The 25,035-nt window shown below is 68.6% G+C and carries 29 protein-coding genes; 12 read left to right on the forward strand and 17 right to left on the reverse strand.

What is annotated here, in order from left to right; genetic code table 11:
- Window positions 1–50: 50 nt before the first annotated feature.
- The 3 genes from M9917_RS10630 (at window position 51) to M9917_RS10640 (ending at window position 2,401) form a co-directional block, all read left to right on the forward strand.
- On the forward strand, window positions 51–836 hold the full coding sequence (locus M9917_RS10630) for a 3-hydroxybutyrate dehydrogenase (RefSeq protein ID WP_297253483.1): 786 nt from the start codon (window positions 51–53) through the stop codon (window positions 834–836).
- Window positions 833–1,906: a patatin-like phospholipase family protein gene (locus M9917_RS10635; RefSeq protein WP_297253485.1), complete on the forward strand. Its 1,074-nt coding sequence runs from the start codon at window positions 833–835 to the stop codon at window positions 1,904–1,906. The genes M9917_RS10630 and M9917_RS10635 overlap by 4 nt, the downstream gene beginning before the upstream one ends.
- 78 nt (window positions 1,907–1,984) lie before the next feature.
- Window positions 1,985–2,401, forward strand: a complete 417-nt coding sequence (locus M9917_RS10640) for a DUF3830 family protein (RefSeq protein WP_297253487.1) — start codon at window positions 1,985–1,987, stop codon at window positions 2,399–2,401.
- A gap of 55 nt (window positions 2,402–2,456) precedes the next feature.
- On the opposite strand, the gene M9917_RS10645 is transcribed toward M9917_RS10640, so the two are convergent.
- Both M9917_RS10645 and M9917_RS10650 read right to left on the reverse strand, forming a co-directional pair.
- Window positions 2,457–2,777 (reverse strand): polyhydroxyalkanoic acid system family protein, encoded by a 321-nt coding sequence (locus M9917_RS10645; protein WP_297253489.1) that lies wholly within the window; start codon window positions 2,775–2,777, stop codon window positions 2,457–2,459.
- A 91-nt stretch (window positions 2,778–2,868) separates the two neighbouring features.
- The gene (locus M9917_RS10650) at window positions 2,869–3,078 is read right to left on the reverse strand and encodes a hypothetical protein (protein WP_297253491.1); all 210 of its coding nucleotides are present in this window, start codon (window positions 3,076–3,078) and stop codon (window positions 2,869–2,871) included.
- Between the two features lie 160 nt (window positions 3,079–3,238).
- Here M9917_RS10650 and M9917_RS10655 point away from each other — a divergent pair, with 160 nt between their 5' ends.
- On the forward strand, window positions 3,239–3,877 hold the full coding sequence (locus M9917_RS10655; protein ID WP_297253493.1) for a hypothetical protein: 639 nt from the start codon (window positions 3,239–3,241) through the stop codon (window positions 3,875–3,877).
- 149 nt (window positions 3,878–4,026) lie between these two features.
- Here M9917_RS10655 and M9917_RS10660 read toward each other — a convergent pair whose 3' ends face one another.
- Window positions 4,027–4,323 (reverse strand): hypothetical protein, encoded by a 297-nt coding sequence (locus M9917_RS10660; RefSeq protein ID WP_297253495.1) that lies wholly within the window; start codon window positions 4,321–4,323, stop codon window positions 4,027–4,029.
- A gap of 222 nt (window positions 4,324–4,545) precedes the next feature.
- Between M9917_RS10660 and M9917_RS10665 the strand changes: the two genes are divergently transcribed.
- Window positions 4,546–4,854: a hypothetical protein gene (locus tag M9917_RS10665; RefSeq protein WP_297253497.1), complete on the forward strand. Its 309-nt coding sequence runs from the start codon at window positions 4,546–4,548 to the stop codon at window positions 4,852–4,854.
- Between the two features lie 27 nt (window positions 4,855–4,881).
- Here M9917_RS10665 and iolB read toward each other — a convergent pair whose 3' ends face one another.
- The 5 genes from iolB to M9917_RS10690 form a co-directional block, all read right to left on the reverse strand.
- A complete protein-coding gene (gene iolB / locus M9917_RS10670) occupies window positions 4,882–5,679 on the reverse strand; it encodes a 5-deoxy-glucuronate isomerase (RefSeq protein WP_297253499.1) in 798 nt (265 codons plus the stop codon).
- A 28-nt stretch (window positions 5,680–5,707) separates the two neighbouring features.
- The gene (gene iolE / locus M9917_RS10675; protein WP_297253500.1) at window positions 5,708–6,592 is read right to left on the reverse strand and encodes a myo-inosose-2 dehydratase; all 885 of its coding nucleotides are present in this window, start codon (window positions 6,590–6,592) and stop codon (window positions 5,708–5,710) included.
- Between the two features lie 28 nt (window positions 6,593–6,620).
- A complete protein-coding gene (iolD, locus tag M9917_RS10680; RefSeq protein ID WP_297253502.1) occupies window positions 6,621–8,471 on the reverse strand; it encodes a 3D-(3,5/4)-trihydroxycyclohexane-1,2-dione acylhydrolase (decyclizing) in 1,851 nt (616 codons plus the stop codon).
- A 13-nt stretch (window positions 8,472–8,484) separates the two neighbouring features.
- Entirely contained in the window at window positions 8,485–10,419 is a 1,935-nt protein-coding gene (locus M9917_RS10685) for a bifunctional 5-dehydro-2-deoxygluconokinase/5-dehydro-2-deoxyphosphogluconate aldolase (RefSeq protein WP_297253504.1), read from the reverse strand.
- Window positions 10,420–10,526: 107 nt separating this feature from the next.
- Window positions 10,527–11,381: a MurR/RpiR family transcriptional regulator gene (locus M9917_RS10690; protein WP_297253507.1), complete on the reverse strand. Its 855-nt coding sequence runs from the start codon at window positions 11,379–11,381 to the stop codon at window positions 10,527–10,529.
- 165 nt (window positions 11,382–11,546) lie between these two features.
- On the opposite strand from M9917_RS10690, the gene M9917_RS10695 reads away from it, so the two are divergent.
- The 5 genes from M9917_RS10695 to M9917_RS10715 all read left to right on the forward strand — a co-directional run bounded on the left by M9917_RS10695 (window position 11,547) and on the right by M9917_RS10715 (window position 15,215).
- Window positions 11,547–11,807, forward strand: coding sequence for an AbrB/MazE/SpoVT family DNA-binding domain-containing protein (locus M9917_RS10695; RefSeq protein WP_297253509.1), 261 nt, complete (start codon window positions 11,547–11,549; stop codon window positions 11,805–11,807).
- A complete protein-coding gene (locus M9917_RS10700; protein WP_297253511.1) occupies window positions 11,804–12,199 on the forward strand; it encodes a type II toxin-antitoxin system death-on-curing family toxin in 396 nt (131 codons plus the stop codon). Before M9917_RS10695 ends, M9917_RS10700 begins: the two co-directional genes overlap by 4 nt.
- Window positions 12,196–13,428 carry a peptidase T gene (gene pepT, locus M9917_RS10705; protein WP_297253513.1) on the forward strand — a complete coding sequence of 411 codons (1,233 nt, stop codon included), beginning with the start codon at window positions 12,196–12,198 and terminating at the stop codon, window positions 13,426–13,428. The genes M9917_RS10700 and pepT overlap by 4 nt, the downstream gene beginning before the upstream one ends.
- A gap of 62 nt (window positions 13,429–13,490) precedes the next feature.
- Window positions 13,491–14,852 carry an ABC1 kinase family protein gene (locus M9917_RS10710; protein ID WP_297253515.1) on the forward strand — a complete coding sequence of 454 codons (1,362 nt, stop codon included), beginning with the start codon at window positions 13,491–13,493 and terminating at the stop codon, window positions 14,850–14,852.
- 78 nt (window positions 14,853–14,930) lie between these two features.
- The gene (locus tag M9917_RS10715; RefSeq protein ID WP_297253517.1) at window positions 14,931–15,215 is read left to right on the forward strand and encodes an aa3-type cytochrome c oxidase subunit IV; all 285 of its coding nucleotides are present in this window, start codon (window positions 14,931–14,933) and stop codon (window positions 15,213–15,215) included.
- A 7-nt stretch (window positions 15,216–15,222) separates the two neighbouring features.
- Here the strand turns inward: M9917_RS10715 and M9917_RS10720 are convergent, their stop codons facing one another.
- The 6 genes from M9917_RS10720 to M9917_RS10745 form a co-directional block, all read right to left on the reverse strand.
- Window positions 15,223–15,498, reverse strand: coding sequence for a PilZ domain-containing protein (locus M9917_RS10720; protein ID WP_297253519.1), 276 nt, complete (start codon window positions 15,496–15,498; stop codon window positions 15,223–15,225).
- Window positions 15,499–15,666: 168 nt separating this feature from the next.
- Window positions 15,667–16,518 carry a tetratricopeptide repeat protein gene (locus tag M9917_RS10725; RefSeq protein WP_297253521.1) on the reverse strand — a complete coding sequence of 284 codons (852 nt, stop codon included), beginning with the start codon at window positions 16,516–16,518 and terminating at the stop codon, window positions 15,667–15,669.
- Window positions 16,519–16,710: 192 nt separating this feature from the next.
- Window positions 16,711–16,944, reverse strand: coding sequence for a 30S ribosomal protein S21 (gene rpsU / locus M9917_RS10730; protein ID WP_038359685.1), 234 nt, complete (start codon window positions 16,942–16,944; stop codon window positions 16,711–16,713).
- Window positions 16,945–17,183: 239 nt separating this feature from the next.
- Entirely contained in the window at window positions 17,184–18,290 is a 1,107-nt protein-coding gene (locus tag M9917_RS10735; RefSeq protein ID WP_297253525.1) for a 5-(carboxyamino)imidazole ribonucleotide synthase, read from the reverse strand.
- Entirely contained in the window at window positions 18,287–18,787 is a 501-nt protein-coding gene (gene purE / locus M9917_RS10740) for a 5-(carboxyamino)imidazole ribonucleotide mutase (RefSeq protein ID WP_297253527.1), read from the reverse strand. The genes M9917_RS10735 and purE overlap by 4 nt, the downstream gene beginning before the upstream one ends.
- 102 nt (window positions 18,788–18,889) lie before the next feature.
- On the reverse strand, window positions 18,890–19,108 hold the full coding sequence (locus M9917_RS10745) for a YdcH family protein (protein WP_297253529.1): 219 nt from the start codon (window positions 19,106–19,108) through the stop codon (window positions 18,890–18,892).
- Window positions 19,109–19,338: 230 nt separating this feature from the next.
- Here M9917_RS10745 and M9917_RS10750 point away from each other — a divergent pair, with 230 nt between their 5' ends.
- On the forward strand, window positions 19,339–19,527 hold the full coding sequence (locus M9917_RS10750; protein ID WP_297253531.1) for a YdcH family protein: 189 nt from the start codon (window positions 19,339–19,341) through the stop codon (window positions 19,525–19,527).
- An 83-nt stretch (window positions 19,528–19,610) separates the two neighbouring features.
- On the opposite strand, the gene M9917_RS10755 is transcribed toward M9917_RS10750, so the two are convergent.
- Complete coding sequence (locus M9917_RS10755) at window positions 19,611–21,239, reverse strand: acyl-CoA synthetase (protein WP_297253533.1); 1,629 nt, start codon at window positions 21,237–21,239, stop codon at window positions 19,611–19,613.
- 104 nt (window positions 21,240–21,343) lie between these two features.
- A complete protein-coding gene (locus M9917_RS10760) occupies window positions 21,344–22,108 on the reverse strand; it encodes a sulfite exporter TauE/SafE family protein (RefSeq protein WP_297253535.1) in 765 nt (254 codons plus the stop codon).
- 175 nt (window positions 22,109–22,283) lie between these two features.
- Between M9917_RS10760 and M9917_RS10765 the strand changes: the two genes are divergently transcribed.
- Window positions 22,284–24,218, forward strand: a complete 1,935-nt coding sequence (locus M9917_RS10765) for a propionyl-CoA synthetase (RefSeq protein WP_297253537.1) — start codon at window positions 22,284–22,286, stop codon at window positions 24,216–24,218.
- A gap of 43 nt (window positions 24,219–24,261) precedes the next feature.
- On the opposite strand, the gene M9917_RS10770 is transcribed toward M9917_RS10765, so the two are convergent.
- Window positions 24,262–24,993 carry a DUF1013 domain-containing protein gene (locus M9917_RS10770; protein WP_297253539.1) on the reverse strand — a complete coding sequence of 244 codons (732 nt, stop codon included), beginning with the start codon at window positions 24,991–24,993 and terminating at the stop codon, window positions 24,262–24,264.
- Window positions 24,994–25,035: the final 42 nt, after the last annotated feature.

A 25,035-nucleotide genomic window follows, 5' to 3' on the forward strand; every position in this document is an offset into this window, starting at 1 on the left:
TGATCCGACCCTAAGCATTTTCTTCCCGATTGTCAGGAGCCTTGACGCTCATGTTCCTCAAAGACCGTACCGCTGCCATCACCGGATCGACCTCCGGCATCGGGCTCGCCTATGCCCGCGCGCTCGCAGCCGAGGGCGCCAACCTCGTGATCAACGGCATCATGGCGCCGGCCGACGCCGAGAAGCTGCGCGCCGATCTGGCGGCCGAATTCGGGGTCGCGGTGGTGTTCTCTGACGCCGATATGGGCAAGCCCGCCGAGATCGCCGGCTTCATCGCCGCGGGCGAGAAGGCGTTCGGCGCCATCGACATCCTGATCAACAATGCCGGCATCCAGTTTGTTTCGCCGGTCGACGAATTTCCGCCGGAGAAATGGGACCAGATCATCGCGATCAACCTGTCCTCTGCCTTCCACACGATCCGCGCCGCCCTGCCGAAGATGAGGGAGAAGGGCTGGGGCCGCATCATCAACACGGCCTCCGCGCATGCGCTCACCGCCTCGCCGTTCAAGAGCGCCTATGTCGCCGCCAAGCACGGCATCGCGGGCCTCACCAAGACGGTCGCGCTCGAGGTCGCGACCAAGGGCATCACCGTCAACGCCATCGCGCCCGGCTATGTCTGGACGCCGCTGGTCGAGAAGCAGATCCCCGATACGATGAAGGTCCGTGGTCTGACCCGGGAGCAGGTCGTCAACGACGTCATGCTGGCCGGGCAGCCGACCAAGGAATTCGTCATGGTCGAGCAGGTGGCGGCGCTGGCGGTGTTCCTGTGCACCGATGCGGCGAAGTCGATCACCGGCTCGGTCCTGCCGATCGACGGCGGCTGGACGGCCGCGTGAGCGGGCGCCCGTCGCGCAAGGCCGAGCCGGCCCCGGCTCTCACCGGCCCCGGAACCGAGAAGATCGTATCGCTGGCGTTGCAGGGCGGGGGCGCGCACGGCGCCTTCACCTGGGGCGTGCTCGACGCCGTGCTGGAGGACGGGCGCCTCGGCATCGAGGCGCTGACCGGCACCAGCGCCGGCGCGATGAACGCGGTCGTGCTGGCCGAGGGCTGGATCGAGGGCGGGGCGGAGGGGGCGCGCGCCAAGCTCGAGGCATTCTGGCGGGCGATCAGCGTCGACGGCAAATACGGCGGCTCGCAGCGCTCGCTGCTCGACACCATGCTCGGCGCCTGGGGCAACGCCAGCGGCACGCCGCCGGGCATGCTGTTCCTCGAGATGTTCGCCAAGGTGGCGAGCCCCTACGACGTCAACCCGCTCAACATCAACCCGCTGCGCGGCGTCATCGCCGAGCTGATCGATTTCGACAAGGTGCGCGCCTGCGACGCGGTCAAGCTGTTCATCGCGGCCACCAACGTCCGCACCGGCAAGATCGCGGTGTTCGAGGGCCGCGAGCTGACGCCGGACCATCTGATGGCCTCGGCCTGCCTGCCGATGGTGTTCCAGGCGGTGGAGATCGGCGGCGAGGCCTATTGGGACGGCGGCTATATGGGCAACCCGGCCCTCTACCCGCTGTTCTACGAGGCGCGTTGCGACGACGTGCTCCTGGTGCAGATCAACCCGATCCAGCGCCGGGAGCTGCCGACCAGGGCGCGCGAGATCCAGGACAGGCTGAACGAGATCACCTTCAACGCCTCGCTGCTCCGCGAATTCAGGGCGATCGACTTCGTCAACCGCCTCGTCGATGCCGGCAAGCTGCCGCGCGACGAATACAAGCGCGTGCTGATGCACCGCATCGACGGCGGCCTGCCATTGGCCGAACTCACCTCCTCCTCGCGGATGAACGCGGAGTGGTCCTTCCTCCTGAAGCTGCGCGACATCGGCCGCAGCGCCGGCAAGCGCTGGCTGAAGCGCAACTACGAGGCGATCGGCCAGAGCGGAACGCTCGACCTCAGGGAGGCGATCGGCTGAGGCGGAACGCTCTTGCGCGGCCCTGAGGCGTGATGTCATTCAGCAGCTTCGCCGCCTTTTCCAGGAAGAGGGGATTTCATGAGCAAGCTGATCGTCACTGCCGGCCCGTACAGGTTCGATGCGAAGTTCGAGCTGGATGCGGCTCCCAAGACCTGCGCCGCGTTCAGGAAGCAGATGCCGTTCATCAGCAAGATCGTGCATGTGCGCTGGAGCGGCGAGGGCGTCTGGATGCCGCTCGGTGATCTCGATTTCGGCGTCGGCTACGAGAACAACACGGCCTATCCGGCGCCCGGCCACATCATCCTCTATCCGGGCGGGGTCAGCGAGACCGAGATCCTGCTCGCCTATGGCGGCGTGCAGTTCGCCAGCAAGGCGGGCGTGCTCTCGGGCAACCACTTCATCACCCTGACCTCGGGGCTGGAGAACCTCTACGCGCTCGGCCGCAAGACGCTCTACGAAGGCGCGCAGGACATCCGCTTCGACCTCGTCGGCTGAAGCTCGCAGCATCGGATTTTTCCGAAAAGTGGATTCCACTTTTCGGTCCGATGCTCTAGCCCTTCGGTTTCTCCAGCAGGATCCCGCCCTGCCTCTCGACGCCGAGCTTGAGCTTCTCGGCGAAGACCGCGAGCATCCAGGGCAGCGTCACCTCGACGCGCACGAGCCTGTCCTCGACCTCGACGCGGCCATGGACGGCGTGGCCGAGCGCGCCGACGCCGAAATGCAGGGCGTCGCCCTCCCAGCGCTCCTCGGTGAGCTGCATCCTGACCATGCCGAGCCGGTCGCGGATGCCGTCCAGCCCGCCGCGCAGCCGTGCGAGCGCAGCATCGCGGCCGAGTTCATGGGAGATGGTGATGGAAACGGGCTTGCCCATGGCGACTCATCGGAAAGGAAGGGGAGCCCTAGATGGCGCTGGCACCGGCGCTTTTCCAGCGCCGCAATGAAGAAGCCCGCCGGAGGCGGGCTCAGTCGCGTTCGTTCAGGCGCTTCTGGCCGGTCTGCGTCACGCGCCAGAGGGCGCCGTCCGGCTCGACGAGGCCGCGATCCCGCAGGGCCTGCAGCATCGTCTCATCGAAGATGAAGTGGCGGGTCTCCTCCTCGATGCTCTCCAGCGCGATCCATTCGGGATCCGAGAGAACGAACGGGTGAGCGATCTGGAGGTGCTGAACATGCATGCGGCGTCTCCTTCTCGTTGATAGCCCCTGTCCGATGATGGGTCGCATGCAATCGTGACGCGGTCGTGACCGAGGCGCGCCTGTTTTGCCGCGGCGTTGGAACCGGGCCGCGCCCGCATCGTTCACTGCAATGACCCCATCCAGAAACGGAGAAACCGCCATGGCGATCAGCAACAGCTTCCCGCCCGATGTCCCGAAGGCCGCCGAGGAGGCCGGGGAGACGGCAAGCGATCTGCGCGGCAAGGCGGCGGAGCTGGCCGGCCGGGCGGGCGAGACCGTGAGGGAAGGCTATGAGCGGGCGAAGGACGCCTGGGACGAGGCCGAGCCGCTCGAGGCCGTTCGCGAGGGCGGGCAGGCGGTGGTGCGCACCGTCGAGCGCCATCCGCTCGCCACGCTCGGGCTGGGTGCGCTCGGCATCGGGCTGATCGCCTGGGCTGTGTCGCGCAGAGAGCCTTCGCCCTCGCTGCCGGATTATGGCCGGTGGCGCGGCTGGCTCCAGGATTACGGGGCCGATGTGGCCGATGCGGGCGGCCGGGCGCTGAAATCCGGGCGAAGCTGGTTCGACGCGCAACGCGGCGTCGCCGACGATTACGCCGGCCGGGCTGGAGACTATGCGGCGATCGCGCGCGACTATGCCGACAGGGGCGGGCGCATGCTGGCCAGGCGCGCCGGCCGCGAGCCGGTCGCGGCGCTGATCGGCATCGGGCTTGCGATCTACGCCGTCGGCTCGCTCATGAGCGCGGCGTCCGCTGCCGAGCCGGCCCCGCCGCCGGCCCGGAAACGCGCGTCCCGGCGCTGAGCTATCCCATCGTCATGGCGCCGGGCCGAAAGACGGATTCCGCTTTTCGACCCAGTGCCTTGCCGGCAGGCAAAAAAAACCCTGCGGCGGAAGGCGCCGCAGGGCTTCGTTATAGGGCAGGGCGCCTTTCGGGAAGGCGCCGCCCCGGCTCACCACCAGTAGCGGCGCGGGCCGTAATAGCCGTACCCGTAACGCGGTGCGGCACTGGCGGCGATGGCGCCGCCGATGACGCCGGCGGCCACGCCGGCCGCAACCGCATTGCCGGCCTCGTTGGAGGCGCGGCGGTTTTCGACATAGTTCGCCGAGCGGCACTGCTGATAGGCGCGGGTGCCGGGGCGGAAACCCTGAGCCTCACAGGTGACTTCGGCGTCGGCCATGGATTCCTGCGCGGTCTGGCAACCGGCAAGAAGGGCGGCCATCGCCCCAACGATCAAAATGCTACGCATAGTCTATCCTTTTTCAGCCTCCCATCAGCCTGTCGCGACTTAAAGGCAGCCGTGCCGGCAGGTCAAGAATGTCGCAGCCTTTGCGTTAATGTTTCGGGCCGGATCGCGGCAACTTGGCCATGGCCGCGAGGCTGCGGGCGGATGCAGGGCGGCCCGGGCTTGCATTTGCGCCGAAGCGGCGGAACATGGCGGCGATCCGATCAGGACAGCCCGGACGCGACGATGCCACGCTTCTTCATCCTTCTGCCGGCCTTGCTGCTTGGCGCCTGCGCCTATCATTCCTCGCGCAGCAGCATCGTCGTCGTGACCGACGCCAAGGGCGTCGTCGAGACTTGCGCGGCGCTCGGCGAGATCGACGGCCAGGAGAGCCTCCAGTCGATCATGACCCTGGACAAGACGCGCGATTCGGTGATCACGCGCCTGAAGATCGCCGCCGCCGAGATGGGCGGGACCCATGTCCTCGCCAGCGTCGCCGACATCAAGTGGAAGGGGCCGGACAGCAAGGGCACCGTCTACAAGTGCAATCCCTAGCCGTTTTTCGTTCGACCCGGGAAGAACTCACCCCTTCAGCAGCCATTCGTGCTCGGCGGCGTTGTGGAACTTCCAGGTCCGCCTCGGCCCGGCCATGACGTTGAGATAGTAGAGATCGTAGCCGTGGCAGGTGGCGCAGGGGTGATAGCCCTTCGGCACCAGCACGACGTCGCCATCCTCGATCGCCATGCTCTCGTCCAGGCTGCGGTCGTCGGTGTAGACGCGCTGGAAGCCGAAGCCCTGCGGCGGGTTCAGGCGGTGATAATAGGTCTCCTCCAGATGGGATTCGCGCGGCAGGTCGTCCCGGTCGTGCTTGTGGGGCGGGTAGCTCGAGGTGTTGCCCGCGGGCGTGATCACCTCGACGACGAGCAGCGCATCCGCCGGCTCGCTCTCGGGCAGGATATTGGTGACGTGGCGGGTGTTGGAGCCCTTGCCGCGGGTCTCCTGGCCGAGATCGCCCGGCTCGATGACGCGCACCGGCAGTCCGCCGCCCAGGCCCGGCGCCGTGCAGACGGCGAGCTCGAGATCCGTCGTGGCGGTGACCGACCAGCCGCCGCCTTGCGGGACATAGACCGCCCAGGGCTTGCCGTCGAAGGGGCTCATGCGCCGGCCGAGCTCGCCGAGCGGCCTGCCTCCGGCCGCGACCCTTCCCTTGCCGGTGACGAAGACGAGGCAGGTCTCGCGATCCTCGCTCTTCGCCGAGGCGGTCTCGCCCGGCTTCAGGCGGTAGAGGTCGAAGCCGACATAGGTCCAGCCGGCGCTTTGCGGCGTGACATGGGTGACGCGGTCATGCGTTCCGCTCGGCCTGACCTTGAGATGCGACATCGGCTCATTCCTCTCCGTTGGGCTGCCGTCAGGCCAGCCCCGCTTCCGCGATGAAGCGGCTGAGATTGGCGTGGCCGAGCCTGGCATAGGCCGCGGGCTCCGCCTTCTTCGGGTCCTGTTCGGCCTCGACCACGATCCAGCCGGAATAACCCCGAAGCTCCTTCAGCACGCGGACATAGTCGATCAGGCCGTCGCCCGGGACGGTGTAGACGCCGGCGAGCACCGCTTCGAGGAAGGACCAGTCCCCGCGATTGGCGCGCCACATCACCGCCTCGCGGATGTCCTTGCAATGGACGTGGCGGATGCGCGCCTTCCAGTGGCGGGCGATGCGGGCGGGATCGCCGCCGCCCCAGGTCGCATGGCCGGTATCGAGCAAGAGGCCGACGGCTTCCCCGGTGATGCTCATGAAGCGGTCGATCTCGGCCTCGGTCTGGATGACCGTGCCCATATGGTGGTGGTAGACGAGCCTGAGGCCGTATTCGGCCTCGACCGCTGCGGCGAAGTTGGTGTAGCGCGCGCCGAAATCGTCCCATTGCGGCTTCGGCAGGACGGGGCGGGCCGAGAGCGGCCTGGCGATGTCGGAATGGATCGCGTTCGAGGTCTCGGCCGCGATCAGGACCGTTGAGCCCATCGCGCTGAGCAGGCCCGCATGGGCTCTCACGGCCTCCATCTCGGCGGCGACGTCGCGGATCAGCAATTCCGTCGAATACCAGCCCGAGACCAGGGCGTGGCCGTGCGCGTCGAGGATCGGCTTCAGCTTGCCCGCCTCGCGCGGGAACTTGTTGCCGAGCTCCATGCCGGTGAAGCCGGCTTCGCGGGCCTCTCTCAGGCAGGTTTCGAGCGGGATGTCGCCGCCGATCTCCAGCATGTCGTCATTCGACCAGCCGATGGGGTTCGCGCCGATGCGGATCATGTCTCGGGTCTTTCCTGCTGTCTGCCCGTTACTCACCGAGGCGCTGCCGCTTGCGCCGCGCGTCGTAGTCCACCCGTGCCGCGCGGACCTCGTCGCGCTCGCTGACCTCGGGCACCGCGACGTCCCACCAGGCGCCGCCGGCACCGGTCGAGGTGAGCGGGTCGGTGTCGATGACGACGACCGTGGTGCGGCTGTTCGCCCTCGCCTGCGCCAGCGCGGTCTCCAGCTCCGCGATCGAGGCCGCCTTCGCCGCGGTCGCGCCGAGGCTCGCGGCATGGGCGACGAAGTCGATCTCGGGCAGGGTCTCGTGCCGGGTGTCCTTGAGCAGGTTGTTGAAGCTCTGGCCGCCGGTGGCGTTCTGGAGCCGGTTGATGCAGCCGAAGCCGCGATTGTCGAGCAGCACGATGGTGAGCTTGAGGCCGAGCATCACCGAGGTCGCGATCTCGGAATTGAGCATCAGATAGGAGCCGTCGCCGACCATGACGACGACCTCCCTGTCCGGCCGTGCCATCTTGGCGCCGAGCCCGCCGGCGATCTCGTAGCCCATGCAGGAATAGCCGTATTCGGCGTGGTAGGAGCCGGGCGGGCCGGCTCGCCAGAGCTTGTGCAGCTCGCCGGGCAGGCCGCCGGCGGCATGCAGCAGGATAATGTCCGAGCCGAGCGCGCGCTGGACGGCGCCGATGACCTGCGCATCCGAGGGGAGGCTTGCGTTCGTCGGGGCGGTGGCGGCGTCCGCCTCTGCGCGCCATGCGGCCTTGCCGGCCCTGGCGCCGGCGGTCCAGCCTGCCGGCGCCTTCCAGTCGCCGATGGCTTCGGCGAGCTCGGCGAGGCCCTCGCGGGCGTCCGCGACCAGCGGCAGGGCGCGGTGCTTGCCGGCGTCGAAGGGCTGGACGTTGAGGCCGATGATCGTCTTCCGCGCGGCGCCGAACAGCGCCCAGGAGCCGGTGGTGAAATCCTGAAGCCTTGTGCCGACGGCGAGGATCAGGTCCGCCTCGGCGGCGAGGCGGTTGGCGGCCGCCGTGCCGGTGACGCCGACGGCCGCCATGTTGAGCGCGTCGTCGTCGGGCAGGGCGGATTTGCCGCCTTGCGTCTCGCAGACGGGGATGCCGGTCTCGGCCGAGAAGCGGGCGAGCGCCGCGCTCGCGCCGGAATAGAGCACGCCGCCGCCGGCGACGATCAGCGGTTTTTTCGCGGATTTCAGGGCATCGGTCGCGGCCTTCAGCTCGTCGCGGTCGGAGCGGGGGCGGCGTGGCATCCAGAGGCGCTCGGCGAAGAAGCTCTCGGGATAATCGAAAGCCTCGGCCTGCACGTCCTGGCACAGCGCCAGCGTGACCGGGCCGCATTCGGCCGGGTCGGTCAGCACCTGCATGGCGCGGGCGAGCGCGGGGATGATCTGCTCGGGGCGGGTGATGCGGTCGAAATAGCGCGAGACGGGACGGAAGCAATCGTTCGCGGAGACCGTGCCGTCGCCGAAATCCTCGACCTGCTGGAGGACGGGGTCGGGAATGCGGCTGGCGAAGACGTCGCCCGGCAAGAGCAGCACCGGCAGGCGGTTGACATGGGCGAGTGCGGCGGCGGTGACGAGATTGGTCGCGCCGGGACCGATCGAGGTGGTCGCGGCCATGAAGCGGCGGCGCATCTGCGCCTTGGCATAGGCGATGGCCGCGTGCGCCATGGCCTGCTCGTTATGGGCGCGGAAGGTCGGCAGGCGCTCGCGCTCGTGCCAGAGCGCTTCGCCCAGCCCCGCGACATTGCCATGGCCGAAGATCGCCCAGACGCCACCGAAGATCGGCAGGCGCTTGCCGTCGATCTCGGTCATCTGGCGGCTGAGGAAGCGCGTCAGCGCCTGCGCCATGGTGAGGCGGATGGTGGCGGTCATGATCGATCTCCGGCTAGGCCGCCTTGCGGCCGCGCGTGGCGAGCCAGAGGCCGGTCAGCGCCTCGAAGCGCTGCGCCATGTCGGCGATGGCCTCCTCATCGGAAATCTGGCCTGAAAGCCAGCCCTCGGCCGCGTTCATGAAGATGGTGCGCCCGACCGCGAAACCCTTGACGATGGGTGCGTTCGCCGTGGCGGCGAAACCGGCTTCCAGCTCGTCCGCGGGTGCGTCGAGGCCGAGCAGCACGACGCCGCGGCACCAGGGATCGTGCCGGGCGATCGCTGCCTCGATCGCCGCCCAGGCTGCGGCCGAGGCTTGCGGCTCCAGCTTCCACCAGTCGGGCTTGATGCCGAGCGCGTAGATCTCGTCGAGCGCACGGGCGACCGTGTCGGTGCCAAGCGCGCCATGCTTGCCGGCGATGATCTCGATCAGGAGCTCGCGCCCGACCTTGCGTGCCGCCTCGAACAAGGTCCGGAGCTTCTCCTGCTGCTCGCGCTTCAGCGCGGGGGGATCGTCCGGGTGGTAGAAGCACAGGCATTTGATGCAGTGGTCGACCGGCCATTCCGGCAGGAGGGAGCCGATATCCTGGCTTGTCTCGAAGCGCAGCGGACGCGAGCCCGGCCGCTCGACCGGGCGGCCGAGCCAGGAGAAGGGGTGGCGGGCGAATTCGAACATCGCCTCGCGGCCGTGCTTCTCGTCGAGCAGCATGCCATAGCCGGGCCGGCCATCGGCGACGCGGGCGGCGGCCTTGACCGCGAGCACCTTGAAAGCGCGGATGCGGGCCGGATCGGCGCCGAGCTTCGCGGCAAGCTCCTCGAGCTGGGAGCGGTGGTCGCAGGCGAGCGCCATCAGCGAGGGGATGCCGCGCCGGCGCGTCGTCGCCCAGTGGATGTGGTTGATCGCCTCGTCCTTGCGCAATGCCCGGTGCGGGCTGCCTTCCTTCAGGAAATATCGCAGCTCCTCGAAGGTCGGGTTTTCCGGCGCGCAGAGCAGGCGCGAGACGGCGAAGGCGCCGCAGGCATTGGCCCAGGTCGCCGTGGTCTGCAAGCTCTCGCCGCCGAGCCAGCCGCGCAGGAAGCCGGACATGAAGGCGTCGCCCGCGCCCAAGACGTTGTAGACCTCGATCGGGAAACCGCGGCCGACGATGCCCTGCTCCAGATCCTCCGGAATCGCGCCCTCATAGACGATGCAGCCCATCGGGCCGCGCTTCAGCACGATGGTCGCGGGCGTGAGCGAACGGATCGTCCTCAGCGCCGGCATGAGCTCGCTTTCGCCCGAGGCGATCAGCACCTCCTCCTCCGTGCCGACGACGAGGTCGCAGCCGGGCAGGACTGTCTTCATCCGCGCGGAGACGGCGTCGGAGGCGATGTAGCGGTTGTCGCCGGCGTCGTGGCCGGCGAGCCCCCAGAGATTGGGGCGGTAGTCGATGTCGAGCACGACCTTGCCGCCGGCCTCGCGCATCAGCCGCATCGCCTTGCGCTGGGCGGCCTCGGGGCCGGGCCTGGCGAAATGCGTGCCGGTGACGACGACGGCGCGGGCCCGCGCGATGAAGGCGGGGTCGATGTCGCCTTCCTCCAGCGCCATGTCGGCGCAGTTCTCGCGGTAGAACAGCAGCGGGAAGGAGGCATCGCTCTCGACCGAGAGGAGGGCGAGCGCGGTGAGCCGCTCGGGATCGGTCTTCACGCCGGCGAGGTCCACGCCCTCGCGGGCGAGCTGCTCGCGCAGGAAGCGGCCGAACTGCTCGTTGCCGACGCGGGTGAGCAGCGCCGAGCGCAGGCCGAGCCGGGCCGTGCCGATGGCGATGTTGGCCGGGCAGCCGCCGACCGATTTGGCGAAGCTCGCGACATCCTCCAGCCGCGAGCCGATCTGCTGGCCGTAGAGATCGACCGAGGCACGGCCGATGGTGATGACGTCGAGCGGCTGCGCCGATCCGCCGAGCGGTCCCGCCATGTTGTCCTCCGGCCTTAAGACGGTCAGCGGCGCCGAACGGCCCGCATCGTAAAAATGAAATGATAATTCCAGCATCTCGTCAATGCGGAATAGCTATTCCTGTGTCGTCAGCCCGGCGTGCCGTGTCCGCTCCGGCGGGCCTCGCCGATACCGACCGCGAGCGCCATCGCCAGCGCCATGGTCGAGGCGAGCGTGCGAAAGCCGCCGAAATCCGCCTCCGCCACCTCGAACCACAGTTTCGCGAGGCCCGCCAACGGGGAAAACGCGCTGTCGGTGATGGCGATGAGCGGCACGCCCCGTTCGGCGAGGCCGCGCGCATCCGCGATGGTGGCGGGCGCATAGGGCGAGAACGAGACGACGATGACGGCGTCCTTCGGCGTGGCGAAGGCGATCATCTCGGGATCGAGGCCGGCGGCGGATTCGATCAGCTGGTTGCGGACCTTGAGCTTGCCGAGCGCATAGGCGAGATAGCTCGCCACCGGATAGGAGCGGCGCCGGGCGAGGATATGGATCGTCTCGGCACGGGCGAGCACCGCGATCGCGCGGTCGAGCGTCGCCTCGTCGAGGGTGCGGCTCATCATGTCGAGCGATTTGCGCGAGGCCGTCAGCAGGCCGTCGAGGATGCGGTGGTTGCCGGCGGCGCCATCGTCGCCCCCCCGCAGCATGGCGAGGCGTTCCTCATAGCTCGAATTGCGCCCACGCAGCCTTTCGCGGAAGACGGCCTGCAGGCTGGTGAAGCCGTCGAAGCCCAGATGCTGGGCGAAGCGGATCAGGGTGGAGGGCTGCACCCCGGCCGAGACCGCGATGCTGGCGGCGGTTCCGAAGGCGATCTCGTCGGGGTTGTCGAGGGCATAGGCCGCGATCTGCGCGATGCGCTTGGGCAGGCTCTCGCGCTGGCTGAGGATCAGCGCGCGCAACCCGTCGAAATCGCGCGGCAACTCCGCAACGGCGGTCTCGCTCATTGATGGATGCCCGCTCCCGCCCCCGATCGCGACAGTTCTGGCAGCGAAGCGCAAATGGAGCAAGCGTTCCGCCGAAGGAACGGACGATCGATCGGTCCTTGCGAAAGACGTCGCGATGCCGGGGGTGTCATGTTATACGAAGCGTATAACGGAAAGGCCGCGATCATGAGCGAGGCGAAGAAGGTCGAGACGGCCGAGGCGACGGTGCTCCAGATCCGCAAGATCGGCAATTCGCTCGGCCTCATCCTGCCCAAGGAACTGCTGGTGCAGCTCGGCTTCGGCGAGGGCGACAGGCTGGAGGTCGTTCGGCAGCCGGAAGGCGGGCTCAAGCTTCAGCGCCACGACGATTTGCACGCACGGGCGATGGCCGCCGCGCGTCAGGCGATGAAGGATTATGCGGGCGCGCTGCGTGAGCTCGCCAAATGAGCGAGCCGCTGTGGCTCTCGGCGGAGATCGTCTACGATATCCATGCCGAGCAGCTCGCGCTCTTCGGCGGGCCGGGCGGCATCCGCGATCCGGGCCTGCTCGAATCGGCGCTGGCACGGCCGCTGAACCGCTTCGCCTATGGCGAGACCGATCTTGCCGTGCTCGCCGCGGCCTATGCCTCCGGCATTGCCCGCAACCTCCCGTTCATCGATGGCAACAAGCGGGGCGCCCTGCTCGCCTTGCTCGTTTTCCTGCGTCTCAACGGTGTCGCCTTCGCGCCATCGCAGGAGAGTGCCGCCGCCGCCATCCTCGCGCTCGCCGCCGGTGAGGTCGACGAGGAGGGCCTGACCCGCTGGATCCGCGACAACTGGCCGAAGGAGGCCGCCCGATGAGCCTGCGCGAACACCTGCTCGAACATTTCTTCCGCTATCTCGCGGTCGAGAGCCAGAGCGACCCGCGGGCGACGAGCCTGCCGAGCACGCCCGGACAGCAGAGGCTGGCCGAGCTGCTCGCCGGCGAGTTGCGCGCGCTCGGCCTCGACGACGTCGTCGTCGACGACCACGCCACGGTGACCGCGCGCAAGCGGGGCAACCGGCCAGGCGCGCCGCGCATCGGCTTCATCGCCCATATCGATACCGTCGATGTCGGCCTGTCGCCGGCGATCAGGCCGCAGGTGCTGCGCTTCGAGGGGCAGGATCTGTGCCTCAACCGGGGCGAGGACATCTGGCTGCGGGTCGCCGAGCATCCCGAGATCGTGCGCTGGAAGGGCAGCGACATCGTCTTCAGCGACGGCACCAGCGTGCTCGGCGCCGACAACAAGGCGGCGATCGCGATCGTGATGACGCTGTTGGCGAAGCTTGGTCCGCAGGACGGGCACGGCGACATCCTGGTCGCCTTCGTGCCGGACGAGGAGATCGGCCTGCGCGGGGCCAAGGCGCTCGATCTGACCCGGTTCGACTGCGATTTCGCCTATACGATCGACAGTTGCGAGGTCGGCGAGGTGGTGATCGAGAACTTCAACGCGGCCGGCGCCGAGATCGTCTTCACCGGCGTCACCGCCCATCCGATGTCTGCCAAGGGCGTGATGGTCAATCCGCTGCTGATGGCGCAGGATTTCGTCGCCGCCTTCGATCGTGCGCAGACGCCCGAGAACACCGAAGGCCGCGAGGGCTATGTCTGGTTCACCGAGCTTGCCGCCAATGCGGCGCAGGCGGTGCTCAAGGCCAATATCCGCGAGTTCGACAAGGCAGCCTTCGAAGCGCGCAAGCGGCGGATCGGGGAAGTCGCGGCCGAGATCGCCGGGCGCTATCCGACCGGGCGCGTGACCTTCGAGGTGAGCGACACCTATGGCAACATCGCCGACAGCATGGGCGAGGATCGGCGCTCGGTCGATCTGCTGATGGCTGCGCTGGCCGAGCTTGAGATCACGCCGAAGCTCATCCCGATGCGGGGCGGCACTGACGGGGCGGCCCTCTCGGCGCGGGGGCTGCCGACGCCGAACTTCTTCACCGGCGCGTATAATTTCCACTCGCGCTTCGAATTCCTGCCCGTCCCGGCCTTCGAGACCGCCTATGAGGTGGCGCGGCGGATCTGCCTGCTGGCGGGGCGGGGCGAAGTCTAGCGGTACTGGCGCTCGGCCGGGCGCGGCCTACATCTTCAGGGGAAAGCGAGAGCCAGCCGCCCATGTCCGAACGCGACGCCGAAGCCAACCGATTCTCCGCCCGCGCGGCGCGCTATGCCCGCGTCGGCGCCAATGTCGGCGGCGTCGCGGCGCGGATCGCGGGGGCGCGGCTGTTCGGCGTCGAGGGCCGCGAGGCATCCAATGCCGAGGCGCTGGCCAGGGCGCTGGGGGGCTTGAAAGGGCCGATCATGAAGGTGGCGCAGCTCGTCGCCACCATTCCCGACGTCGTGCCGCCGGAATACGCCGCCGAATTGCAGAAGCTGCAATCGCAGGCGCCGCCGATGGGCGCGGCCTTCGTCAAGCGGCGGATGATGGCCGAACTCGGGCCGCGCTGGCGCGAGCGCTTCGGCACATTCGAGCTGAAGCCGGTGGCGGCGGCCTCGCTCGGGCAGGTCCATCGCGCGACCACGCTCGAAGGCACCGCACTCGCCTGTAAGCTGCAATATCCCGACATGGAATCGGCGGTGGAGGCCGATATCGCGCAGCTTCAGGTGCTGTTCTCGCTGCACCGGCGCATGGGTGCGGTGATCGATACGACCGAGATCGCCAAGGAGATCGGCGCGCGCGTGCGCGAGGAGCTCGATTACCGCCGCGAGGCGAAGCATATCGCGCTCTACCGCGCTATCCTGGCCGATACGCCGCAGGTGCGCGTGCCGCGGGCCGAACCGGAGCTGTCGACGCGGCGCCTGATCACAATGCACTGGCTCGATGGCAGCCCGATCCTGTCTCACAAGCAGGACGGGCAGGGCGCGCGCGACCTGATCGCGACGGCGATGTTCAAGGCCTGGTGGCGGCCCTTCAGCCATCACGGCGTCATCCATGGCGATCCGCATCTCGGCAACTACACGGTTTTCTCGGAGGATGGCGCGCCTGCCGGCATCAACCTGCTCGACTATGGCTGCATCCGCATCTTCCCGGAGGCTTTCGTCGGCGGCGTGGTCGATCTCTATAAAGGTCTGCGCGACGGCGACGAGGCCCGCGTCGTCCATGCCTACGAGACCTGGGGCTTCAAGGGGCTGAGCCGGGATCTGGTCGAGACGCTGAACATCTGGGCGCGCTTCATCTACGGGCCCTTGCTGGAGGATCGGGTCAGGCGCATCGCCGAGGGCGTCAGCCCGGCCGAATACGGCCGCAAGCAGGCTTTCCAGGTGCATCAGGCGTTGAAGAAGCGCGGACCGGTGACGGTGCCGCGCGAGTTCGTCTTCATGGATCGCGCCGCGATCGGACTCGGCGGCGTCTTCCTGCATCTCGACGCCGAACTGAACTTCCACCGGCTGTTCGAGGCGGAGATCGACGGCTTCTGCGTCGCGCGCGTCGCCGAGCGGCAAGGCGCCGCGCTGGCCGAGGCGGGGCTGAAGGCATAGTGGCGCGCTGCCGCGTTGCTCCTGCGCCGCGGGTGCGCTACAGGCGTGGGGACCTCAAGTCTTTTCAGGATCGAGACCATGGCCGAGCACGCCCATCACGCCGACATCCCCGCGATGGACTATCGTGAGCATGAGCGGACCTATGCCGGCTTCCTCCTGCTCGCCGAGGTGGTGACGGTCGCCTCGCTCGCCATCGTCGCGGCGCTCGCGGTCGGCGGCGCCAAGCATGCCTGGGGCACGGCGCTGTTCGGCACGCTGATCGCCGTCATCGGCGCCGTCGTCGGCATCGCCGCGCCCTCGATCTCGTGGCGCGCGCCGGCCGTCTCGCTGGTGCTGATGCTGCTCGCGCTCGTCCTGCTCTGATTCTCGCTCAGGCCGGCAGGATCAGGCACCCGAAGCGCCAGCCGTTCGACCAGCGGACCTCGGCCCGCACGGGCCCCCGCCCGGGCAGATCGACGGTGACGATCGAGCCGACGAGCACCGTCTCCTCGGCTTCGGCCATGAAACCCGAATCCGAGATGTTTCCGAGTTTGGCGAAAAGCTCGCGGCCGGCGTGATCCGCGATCGTGATATCGGCCGTGCACTCCCAGCGCGCCGGGCGGTCGATATGCTTGCGTTCGGTCGCGGCCATCATCATGTCGGTCATGTCGGTGCGGTCTCCCTCGCCATCGAGCGGCTGGACGCCAGCGCGGCGGATCTCAGCCTTAACGTCGGATTGATCCGATGCTCGAATATCGGGCAGGAGGTCTTTCAGCCCGTTTAAGGGCGGCACGACAATTATCCGGATATGCGATAGGCCGTGCTGCCGGCTGCGTCAGCTGCGGAACAGGCCGCCTCCGCCGCCCATGCGCGAGGAGCCGGCGCGGGCGAGCGCGTTGTTGCCGTCGAGCGAGAGCGCGCGCTGATAGGCTTCCGAGGCCTCGGCCTTCTTGCCGAGCTTCTCGAAGGCGAAGCCGCGGCCGGCCCAGGCATCGGCGCTGCGGTTGTCGACGTTGAGCGCGGCGGTGAAATCCTCGAGCGCGGCATCGTATTTGCCGAGCGCGTTCAGGCTCTGGCCGCGCGCGATATAGGGTGGGGCGGTATAGGGGTTGCGGTCGATCACCGAGTCGAAATCGGTGACGGCGTGCTGGTGCTGGCCTTCCTTCTGGTAGACGAGGCCGCGCGCATGGAAGGCTTCCGCCGATTCGGGGTTGAGGCGGATCGCGGTGTTGAGATCGGCGAGCGCCTGCTGGCTGTTGCCCTGCTGGCGCAGCAGGTTGGCGCGGGCGATATAGGCCGGCGCGTAATTCGGATTGGCGGTGGTGGCGCGGTTGAAATCGGCCAGCGCCGAATCGTTGCGGCCGCTCTGGCGCAGCGCCAGGCCGCGATTCGTGTAGGCGGAGGCGAGGTTGGGATCGAGCTGCACCGCCTTGGTGAAATCGGCGATCGCATCGGAGAAGCGGCCGACGCGGGCATAGGCCGCGCCGCGGGTGTTGTAGGCGCCGGGATCGTTCGGGTTGCGGGAGATGACCTCGGTCAGCGAGCCGATATTGACGCTGGCGTCGGCGGCGTCGCGCGTGTCGAGCTCGGCGACGGCGGGCTGGGAGCCGAGATTGGAGACGGTGTCGCAACCTGCGAGCGCCAGCGCCATGCCGGCTGCGGCCAACCAGTTACTGCCTCGGATCATGCTCTGCCTCATCGGTTTTCGTGCTTCGCCTGCCGCGATGCCCATCCCCCCGCAGGGTGAGCGGCCTTGCGGAGAAGACGCCCGAAACCCGCCAAAACTTGGTTAACGCCGCCGAAAACAAAGCGCGCCCGGAGCCGGCTCCAGGCGCGAATCGCTACCGGCCTTGCGGCAGCCGTCAGGCCGCCGCCCAGGTCAGGGACGCTTGGGCTTCACCGGCGCGGGCAGCAGGCCCTCGCGCTGGAGCTTCTTGCGGACGAGCTTGCGGGCGCGACGGACGGCCTCGGCCTTCTCGCGTGCCTTCTTCTCGGACGGCTTCTCGTAGTGACCACGAAGCTTCATCTCACGGAAGATGCCCTCGCGCTGCATCTTCTTCTTGAGGGCGCGGAGCGCCTGATCGACATTGTTGTCGCGAACGAGAACCTGCACGTGAAACGTCCGTCCTTGAGCGTTGATCCAGAAATGGGGACCAGCGGCGAGGCTTGCCCACCGCGGAAGATGGCTGCCGATAGCAGAATTCATTTCGGCTGTCCACGCCGTGGAGCCGTGAAAATCGGGGGCTTTGCGCCGAAGGCCCGGGCGGTGTGGAGAATTGCTGGACCGTTCCCCGTCGGCACCGCTGCTGTCATTCCGGGGCGCGCCATAGGCGCGCCCCGGAATGACAAGGATTAGGCGCGCTCCTGCGTCACCCGGGTGACGTGGCCCATCTTGCGGCCGGGGCGGGCGTCGCGCTTGCCGTAGAGATGCAGATGCGCGCCGGGCTCGGCCAGGATCTCGCGCCAGCGCAGGGCGCCTGCGCCGATCAGGTTCTCCATCTCGACGCGGCCGCGCCGTGCCGTGGCGCCGAGCGGGAAGCCGCAGACGGCGCGCACATGCTGGTGGAACTGCGAGGTCTGCGCGCCTTCGCTGGTCCAGTGCCCGGAATTATGGACGCGCGGGGCGATCTCGTTGACGACGACGCGCTCACCGAGGCTGCCCTCGGCCTCGGTCACGAACATCTCCACGGCGAAGACGCCGACATAGCCCAGCGCTTCGCCGATGCGGCGGGCCGCCTCGATCGCCTGCAACGCGGCGCCCTGCGAGAGTGCCGCCGGGACGCGGGTGAAGGCGAGGATGTGGTCGCGGTGCTCGTTCTCGCAGACGTCGAAGGCGGCGAAGGCGCCGTCGATCCCGCGCGCGGCGACCACCGAGACCTCGCGCACGAAGGCGACGAAGCCTTCGAGGATCGCGGGGAAGCGGCCGATCGCCTCATGCGCCTGCGCAAGGTCGCTGCCCGGCGCGATCTTGACCTGGCCCTTGCCGTCATAGCCGAAGCGGCGGGTCTTCAGCACGCAGGGGCGGCCGAGCTCGGCGGCGGCGGCATCGAGATCGGCGAGCGAATCGACGGCCCGGAACGGCGCGACGGCCAGGCCCAGCCCGGCGACGAAGCGCTTCTCGCTGAGGCGGTCCTGCGTCACCGCCAGCGCCCGCGCACCGGGGTGGAGCGGCACGCGCGCGGCGAGGAAGGCGGCGGTGGCGGCCGGGACGTTCTCGAACTCGTAGGTCACGACGTCGACGGCGCCGGCGAAGCGGGCGAGGGCCTCTTCGTCCTCGTAGTCCGCGACGGTGTGCCGCGCTGCGACGTCGAAGGCGGGGCTGTCGGCCTCGGGTGCGAGGATATGGCAGCGCACGCCGAGATCGGCGGCGGCGAGCGCGATCATCCGGGCGAGCTGGCCACCGCCGAGGATGCCGAGCATGGCGCCCGGCGCAAGGCCGGTGGGGACGGGGGGATTCATGCGTCGTCCCGGCTCGGGCGCTCGGCGATGCCGGCGCTCTGGCGGGCGCGCCAGGCGTCGAGCCGCTCGGCCAGCGCCGCATCGGAGAGGGCGAGCACGGCGGCGGCGAGGAGGGCGGCGTTGACCGCGCCGGCGCGGCCGATCGCCAGCGTGCCGACGGGGATGCCGGCCGGCATCTGCACGATCGAGAGCAGGCTGTCCTGGCCCGACAGGGCCTTGGATTCGACCGGCACGCCGAAGACCGGCAGCGGCGTCAGCGAAGCGGTCATGCCGGGCAGGTGGGCGGCGCCGCCGGCGCCGGCGATCACCACCTTGAAGCCTTCGGCCCTGGCTCCTTTCGCGAAGGCGAAGAGCCGTTCCGGGGTGCGATGGGCCGAGACGATGCGGGCGTCGTAGGGGATGGCGAGCGCGTCGAGCGCCTCGGCGGCGTGACGCATCGTCGTCCAGTCGGACTGGCTGCCCATGATGATGGCGACGGGGGGGCTCAAGGCGGCCATGAGATCCGTTCGGGCTCGGCTTTGCGTAAAGCGCGCGATCTAGACCGGTCGAGGCCGGGGAAGCAAGCGCGAATCGGTGCCGGGCCGCCGAAACGGGCGGGCTCAGGCGATGATGTCGGGCGTCAGCGCGTCCTCGATCTGGGCGATGCGGTCTTTCAGGTAGAGCTTGCGCTTCTTCAGGCGCTGCACCTGGATCTGGTTGATCGAGCCGACGCGCTCCAGCGCGTCGATGGCGCTGTCGAGATCGCGATGCTCCTCGCGCAGCCGCGCCAGTTCGCTGGTGAAGGTCTCGACCTCTTCCGGGCTGAGCTCGAATCCCATGGCCATCTCATCATCGCCTTGATCGCGGGCGACTATGCGCGCGCCGCCCGATGTCCCGCAAGTGCGGGCGTGGCGGCGTCGGGCATGGCGAAGCCATCTATTCACGGCTTTCCGGAAACGGACCGGTGACGATCACAGAATCTCATGGGTGCCCTGCGACGGCACGGGGCAGACGTGAAGCCGGCTCTATGCCAGATTGGCAGTGTCAATGGTTCATCAGGAGGATCCAGATGTCGTTGCAGACCCGTCTTGCGGAACTCGAGCGCAAGCATCGTCAGCTCGAAGACGCCATCGCCCAGGCCGTGGCGAGTCCGTCTTCCAGCGACCTCAGCCTCGCCGAGCTGAAGCGGAAGAAATTGCAACTGAAGGATGAGATCGAGCGTGTCCGGCAGACCATGCCGGAGCCGACCTTGCATTGATCGGCGGGCCAAAGCGGCCCGTGGATCATCACGAAGGCACCGATGAACCGGCCCGAGAGGGCCGGTTTTTCGTTGGCGGCGCGTCAGAGCGCTCTTGCCATCTCGCGCAGGCGGAATTTCTGGATCTTGCCGGTCGAGGTCTTGGGCACCTCGGCGAAAACGATGGTGCGCGGGCATTTGAACGCGGCCAGATGCTCGCGGCACCAGGCGGTGATCTCGGCCTCCGTCACGGTCCTGCCCGGCTTCAGCTCGACGAAGGCGCAGGGGCTCTCGCCCCATTTCTCGTCGGGGCGGGCGACCACGGCGGCGGTCTGCACGGCCGGGTGCTTGTAGAGCGCGTCCTCGACCTCGATCGAGGAGATGTTCTCGCCGCCGGAGATGATGATGTCCTTCGAGCGGTCCTTGAGCTGGATGTAGCCGTCGGGATAGCGCACGCCGAGATCGCCGGTGTGGAACCAGCCCCCGGCAAAGGCGGTCCCGGTCGCCCGCGGATTGCCGAGATAGCCCTTCATCACGACATTGCCGCGCATCATCACTTCGCCGAGCGTCTCACCGTCGCGCGGGACGGGCCGCATCGTCTCGGGATCGAGCACGTCGAGTTCTTCGAGCGCCGGATAGCGCACGCCCTGGCGGGCCTTGCGGGCGGCCTGCTCGGCGGGCGTCAGCGCGTTCCAGTCGTCGTTCCAGTCGTTGACGACCGCGGGGCCGTAGCACTCGGTCAGCCCGTAGAGATGCGTCACCTCGAAGCCGGCCTGCTTCATGCCGGCGAGCACCGCCTCGGGCGGCGGCGCGGCGGCGGTGAAGAAGGAGACCGTCTGGGGAAAGTCGCGGCGCTCCTCGGGCGACGCGTTGAGCAGCGTCGACATCACGATCGGCGCGCCGCACAGATGCGTGACGCCGTGATCGGCGAGCGCATCGTACATCGCTCCGGCGCGGACCTGGCGCAGGCAGACATGGGTGCCGGCGACGATCGAGAGCGTCCAGGGGAAGCACCAGCCGTTGCAGTGGAACATCGGCAGCGTCCAGAGATAGACCGGGTGGCGGCCGAGATTGCCGGTGATGACGTTGGAGGTGGCGAGCAGGCTCGCGCCGCGATGGTGGTAGACCACGCCCTTGGGATCGCCGGTGGTGCCGGAGGTGTAGTTGAGCGTGATCGCGTCCCATTCGTCATCGGGCATCGCCCAGGCGAAATCCGGGTCGCCGCCGGCGATGAAATCCTCGTATTCGACCTCGCCCAGGCGCTCGCCCGGCCCGTCATAGACCGGATCGTCATAGTCGATGACCAGGGGCTTCACCTTGCACAGGGCGAGCGCCTCCCGGATCGTCTTCGAGAATTCGCGGTCGGCGATCAGGGCCCTGGCGCCGCCATGATCGAGCGAGAAGGCGATGATCGCCGCATCGAGGCGGGTGTTGAGCGTGTTCAGCACGGCGCCGGCCATCGGCACGCCGTAATGGCATTCGAGCATGGCAGGCGTGTTGGGCAGCATCGCCGCCACCGTGTCGTTCCTGCCGATGCCGTGGCGCGCCAGCGCCGAGGCGAGCCGGCGCGAGCGGGCGTAGAATTCGGCGTAGGAGCGGCGCAGCTTGCCGTGGATGATCGCCGTCCGGTCGGGGAAGACCGAGGCCGCGCGCTCGAGGAAGGGCAGCGGCGTCAGCGGCTGGAAATTCGCCGGGTTGCGGTCGAGATCGGTGTCATAGGCCGAACGGGTCATCGGGAATGTTCCTCACAAGCGCAGGCGAGCCTACCGGCCGGCTGACGCTTGCGTAATCCATCCCTTTTTCCGATGCGGCGCAATCGCGGGAGGTCCGGACGGCCTCAACCCAGGAGGTGGAGATCGTGTATCCCGCTCCAGACGAGCTTCGCGCCGACGAGCAGCAGGAGCCAGTAGATCAGGCCGTAGAAGCGCTCGGCCGGGATCCGCCGGACCAGCCAGACGCCGGCGAAGGTCGCGGCGATGGCGAAGGGCAGGAGCGCGGCCGAGGCCGCGAGGTTTTGCCGGTTGAACTGGCCGAGCGCGAGATAGGGGACGACCTTCACCAGATTCATCGAGGCGAAGAAGATCGCGCCCGTGCCGACAAAGACGGCCGGCGGCAGCTTCTGCGGCATGACGTAGATCTGGAAGGGCGGGCCGCCGGCATGGGCGACCATGCTGGTGAAGCCCGTGATGAAGCCCCAGAGGCTGCCCGGGCCCCAGGCCGCGCGCGTCGCCGCCGGTGGGCGCTTGCCGTCACCCGTGAGCCGGCGCAGCGCGAAGCCGATCGAGATCAGCCCGACCACGAGGCCGACCGCCGCGTCGGGAACCTTCGCCGCCAGGAGATAGCCGGCCAGGATGCCGACGGACGCACCCGGCGCCAGGATTGCGAGGTTGCGGCGGTCGAACTCCCGGCGATAGGACCAGACCGAGACCACGTCCTGCGCGATCAGCAGCGGCAGCAGGATCGCGGCGGCCGTTACCGGTGAGACGACGAGCGCCATCACCGGCACGGCGAGCAGGCCGAGCCCGGCAAAGCCGCCCTTTGCGAGCCCCGACAGGATGACGGCCGGGACCATGGTGGCGAAGAAGGCGAGGTCGAAGGACATGGAGGACGCTGTGCCGCCGGGCCGGGAGGTGTAGAACGGGATGGGCGAAAGTCTTAAATCTCCGCGCTTGCGCCGAGCGAGGGGGAATGCACAGGATTTCGCGCGCAACCAGCCCCGCCGTCGCCGGCTCGCCACGGGGCTTTAGGACGAAACCCGGCGCAGAGGAACGCTTGCGATGAATGGCCCCCATGCGGCGCCCGCCCGTCCGGCGCCAGGCTATGCCGAAACCTATGCGCGCTGGCGGGACGATCCGGACGGCTACTGGCTCGAACTGGCCAAAGGCATCGACTGGATCAGGCCGCCGGAGCGGGCTTTCGATCCGGCCGCGGGCGTCTATGGCCGCTGGTTTCCCGACGCGACCTGCAACACCGCGTTCAACGCGCTCGACCGCCATGTCCGCGACGGGCGTGGCGAGCAGGCCGCGCTGATCTACGACAGCCCCGTCACCGGGACGAAGGCACGCTATTCCTACGCCGAGATGCTGGACGAGGTCGCGACGCTCGCAGCCGTCTTGCAGGATCTCGGCGTGGCCAAGGGCGACCGCGTCATCATCTACATGCCGATGGTGCCGGAGGCGGTCTTCGCCATGCTCGCCTCGGCGCGCATCGGCGCCGTGCATTCGGTCGTCTTCGGCGGCTTCGCCGCCAAGGAGCTGGCGACGCGCATCGACGACGCCGCGCCAAAAGTCATCCTGACCGCGAGCTGCGGCATCGAGCCTGCGCGCGTGGTCGAATACAAGCCCCTGCTCGACGGCGCGATCGCGATGGCCGGGCACAAGCCGCAGGCTTGCGTCGTGCTGGCGCGGCCGCAGGCGCAAGCCGCGATGCAAGCCGGGCGCGACCAGGACTGGCGCGCGCTCACCGATGCCGCCAGGGCCGCCGGGCGCAAGGCGGATTGCGTCGAGCTCAAGGCGACGGACCCGCTCTACATCCTCTATACCTCCGGCACGACCGGCCGGCCGAAAGGCGTGGTGCGCGACAATGGCGGCCATATGGTCGTGCTCAAGGCGACGATGGACCAGCTCTACGGCGTCGGGCCGGGCGAGGTGATGTTCACCGCCTCCGATGTCGGCTGGGTGGTCGGCCACAGCTACATCGTCTATGCGCCGCTGATCCAGGGCGCGACCACCGTGCTCTACGAGGGCAAGCCGGTCGGCACGCCCGATCCGAGCGCCTTCTGGCGGGTCATCGCCGAGCACGGCGTCAAGGTGCTGTTCACGGCGCCGACCGCCTTCCGGGCCATCCGCAAGGAGGACCCGGAGGGCCGATATCTCGCAGGCCACGACCTGTCGGGCTTCAAGGCGCTGTTCCTCGCCGGCGAGCGGGCCGATCCCGAGACGCTGAAATGGGCCGAGGCGCTGCTCGAGGTGCCGGTGATCGACCATTGGTGGCAGACCGAGAGCGGCTCGCCGATCGTCGGCGATCCGATGGGACTGGGGCTGCTGCCGGTCAAGCACGGCTCGCCGACCGTGCCGCTGCCGGGCTGGGACGTGCAGTGCCTGGACGAGGGCGGGCGGGCGGTCGAGCCCGGTCATATGGGCGCGATCGTGCTGAAGCTGCCGCTGCCGCCCGGAGCCCTGACGACGCTCTGGCAGGACGATGCCCGTTTCCGGGAAGGCTATCTCGCGACCTATCCGGGCTACTACAACACTTCGGATGCCGGCTTCATCGATGAGGACGGCTATGTCTTCATCATGGGCCGCACCGACGACATCATCAACGTCGCCGGCCACCGGCTCTCGACCGGCGGGATGGAGGAGGTGCTGGCGGCGCATCCGGCCGTGGCGGAATGCGCGGTCGTCGGCATCCGCGATGCGCTCAAGGGCGAGCAGCCCTGCGGCTTCGTCGTGCTCAAGGCGGGGGCGACGCACTCGCCGGAAGAGGTCGAGCGCGAGCTCATCGTGCTTGTGCGCGAGCGGATCGGGCCGGTGGCCGCGTTCAAGCTGGCGCTGACGGTTGCCCGGCTGCCGAAGACCCGCTCCGGCAAGATCCTGCGCGCGACGATGAAGAAGATCGCCGACGGCGAGGATTACACGGTGCCGGCGACGATCGAGGACATCACGGTGCTGGGCGAGATCGGCATCGCGCTGAAGGGCAGGGGGATCGGGTAGGCGACCCACCGCGACGCCGATCTTCCGGAAACCGGGGCCTGAATCAGCCCTCGTCGTCCTCGTCCTCGGCCGGGCGCTTGAGCTGCTTCAGCTTGGCGAAGACGGAATCGACGTCGATCGCCGCTTCCTCCTCGCGCTTCGGCCGGCTCATGTCGGCGAAGGGCTGGCTCTCGCTGCGCGCGGGCTCCGGCGCGGTGGTCTCCTCGGCCGGCAGCAGCGTCGAGCCGGTCTCGGCGAGCGCCGCCGGGCGGTCCTTGGCGGCGCGGCCGACCTCGAAGTCGAGGTCGATCTGCGAGCACAGGCCGAGGCTGACCGGGTCGATCGGCGTCAGCGACTGGGCGTTCCAGTGGGTCCGGTCGCGGATCTGCGCGATGGTCGACTTGGTCGTGCCGATCAGGCGGATGATCTGCGCGTCCTTGAGCTCGGGGTGGTTGCGCAAGAGCCAGAGGATGGCGTTCGGCCGGTCCTGGCGCTTCGAGACGGGGGTGTAGCGCGGACCCTTGGCGCGCTTGACCTCCGGCACCTTCACCTTGCGCTCGGCCAGGTGCAGCTGGTGGGCCGGATTCTTGGCGGCGCGCTCCAGCTCCTCGCGGGTAAGCTGGCCGGAGGTGATCGGGTCGAGGCCCTTGATGCCGGCGGCGACCTCGCCATCCGCGATGCCGCGCACCTCGAGCGGGTGGAGCTTGCAGAACTCGGCGATCTGCTCGAAGGTCAGCGAGGTGTTCTCGACCAGCCAGACCGCGGTGGCCTTGGGCATCAGCGGGGTTTGTGACACGGGGGACGGTCTCCTCTTCGCCTGCGCGCAGCCGCCCGGGGC

Origin of the sequence: Bosea sp. (in: a-proteobacteria) (genome assembly GCF_023953965.1) — a bacterium.
Classification (GTDB): Bacteria; Pseudomonadota; Alphaproteobacteria; order Rhizobiales; family Beijerinckiaceae; genus Allobosea.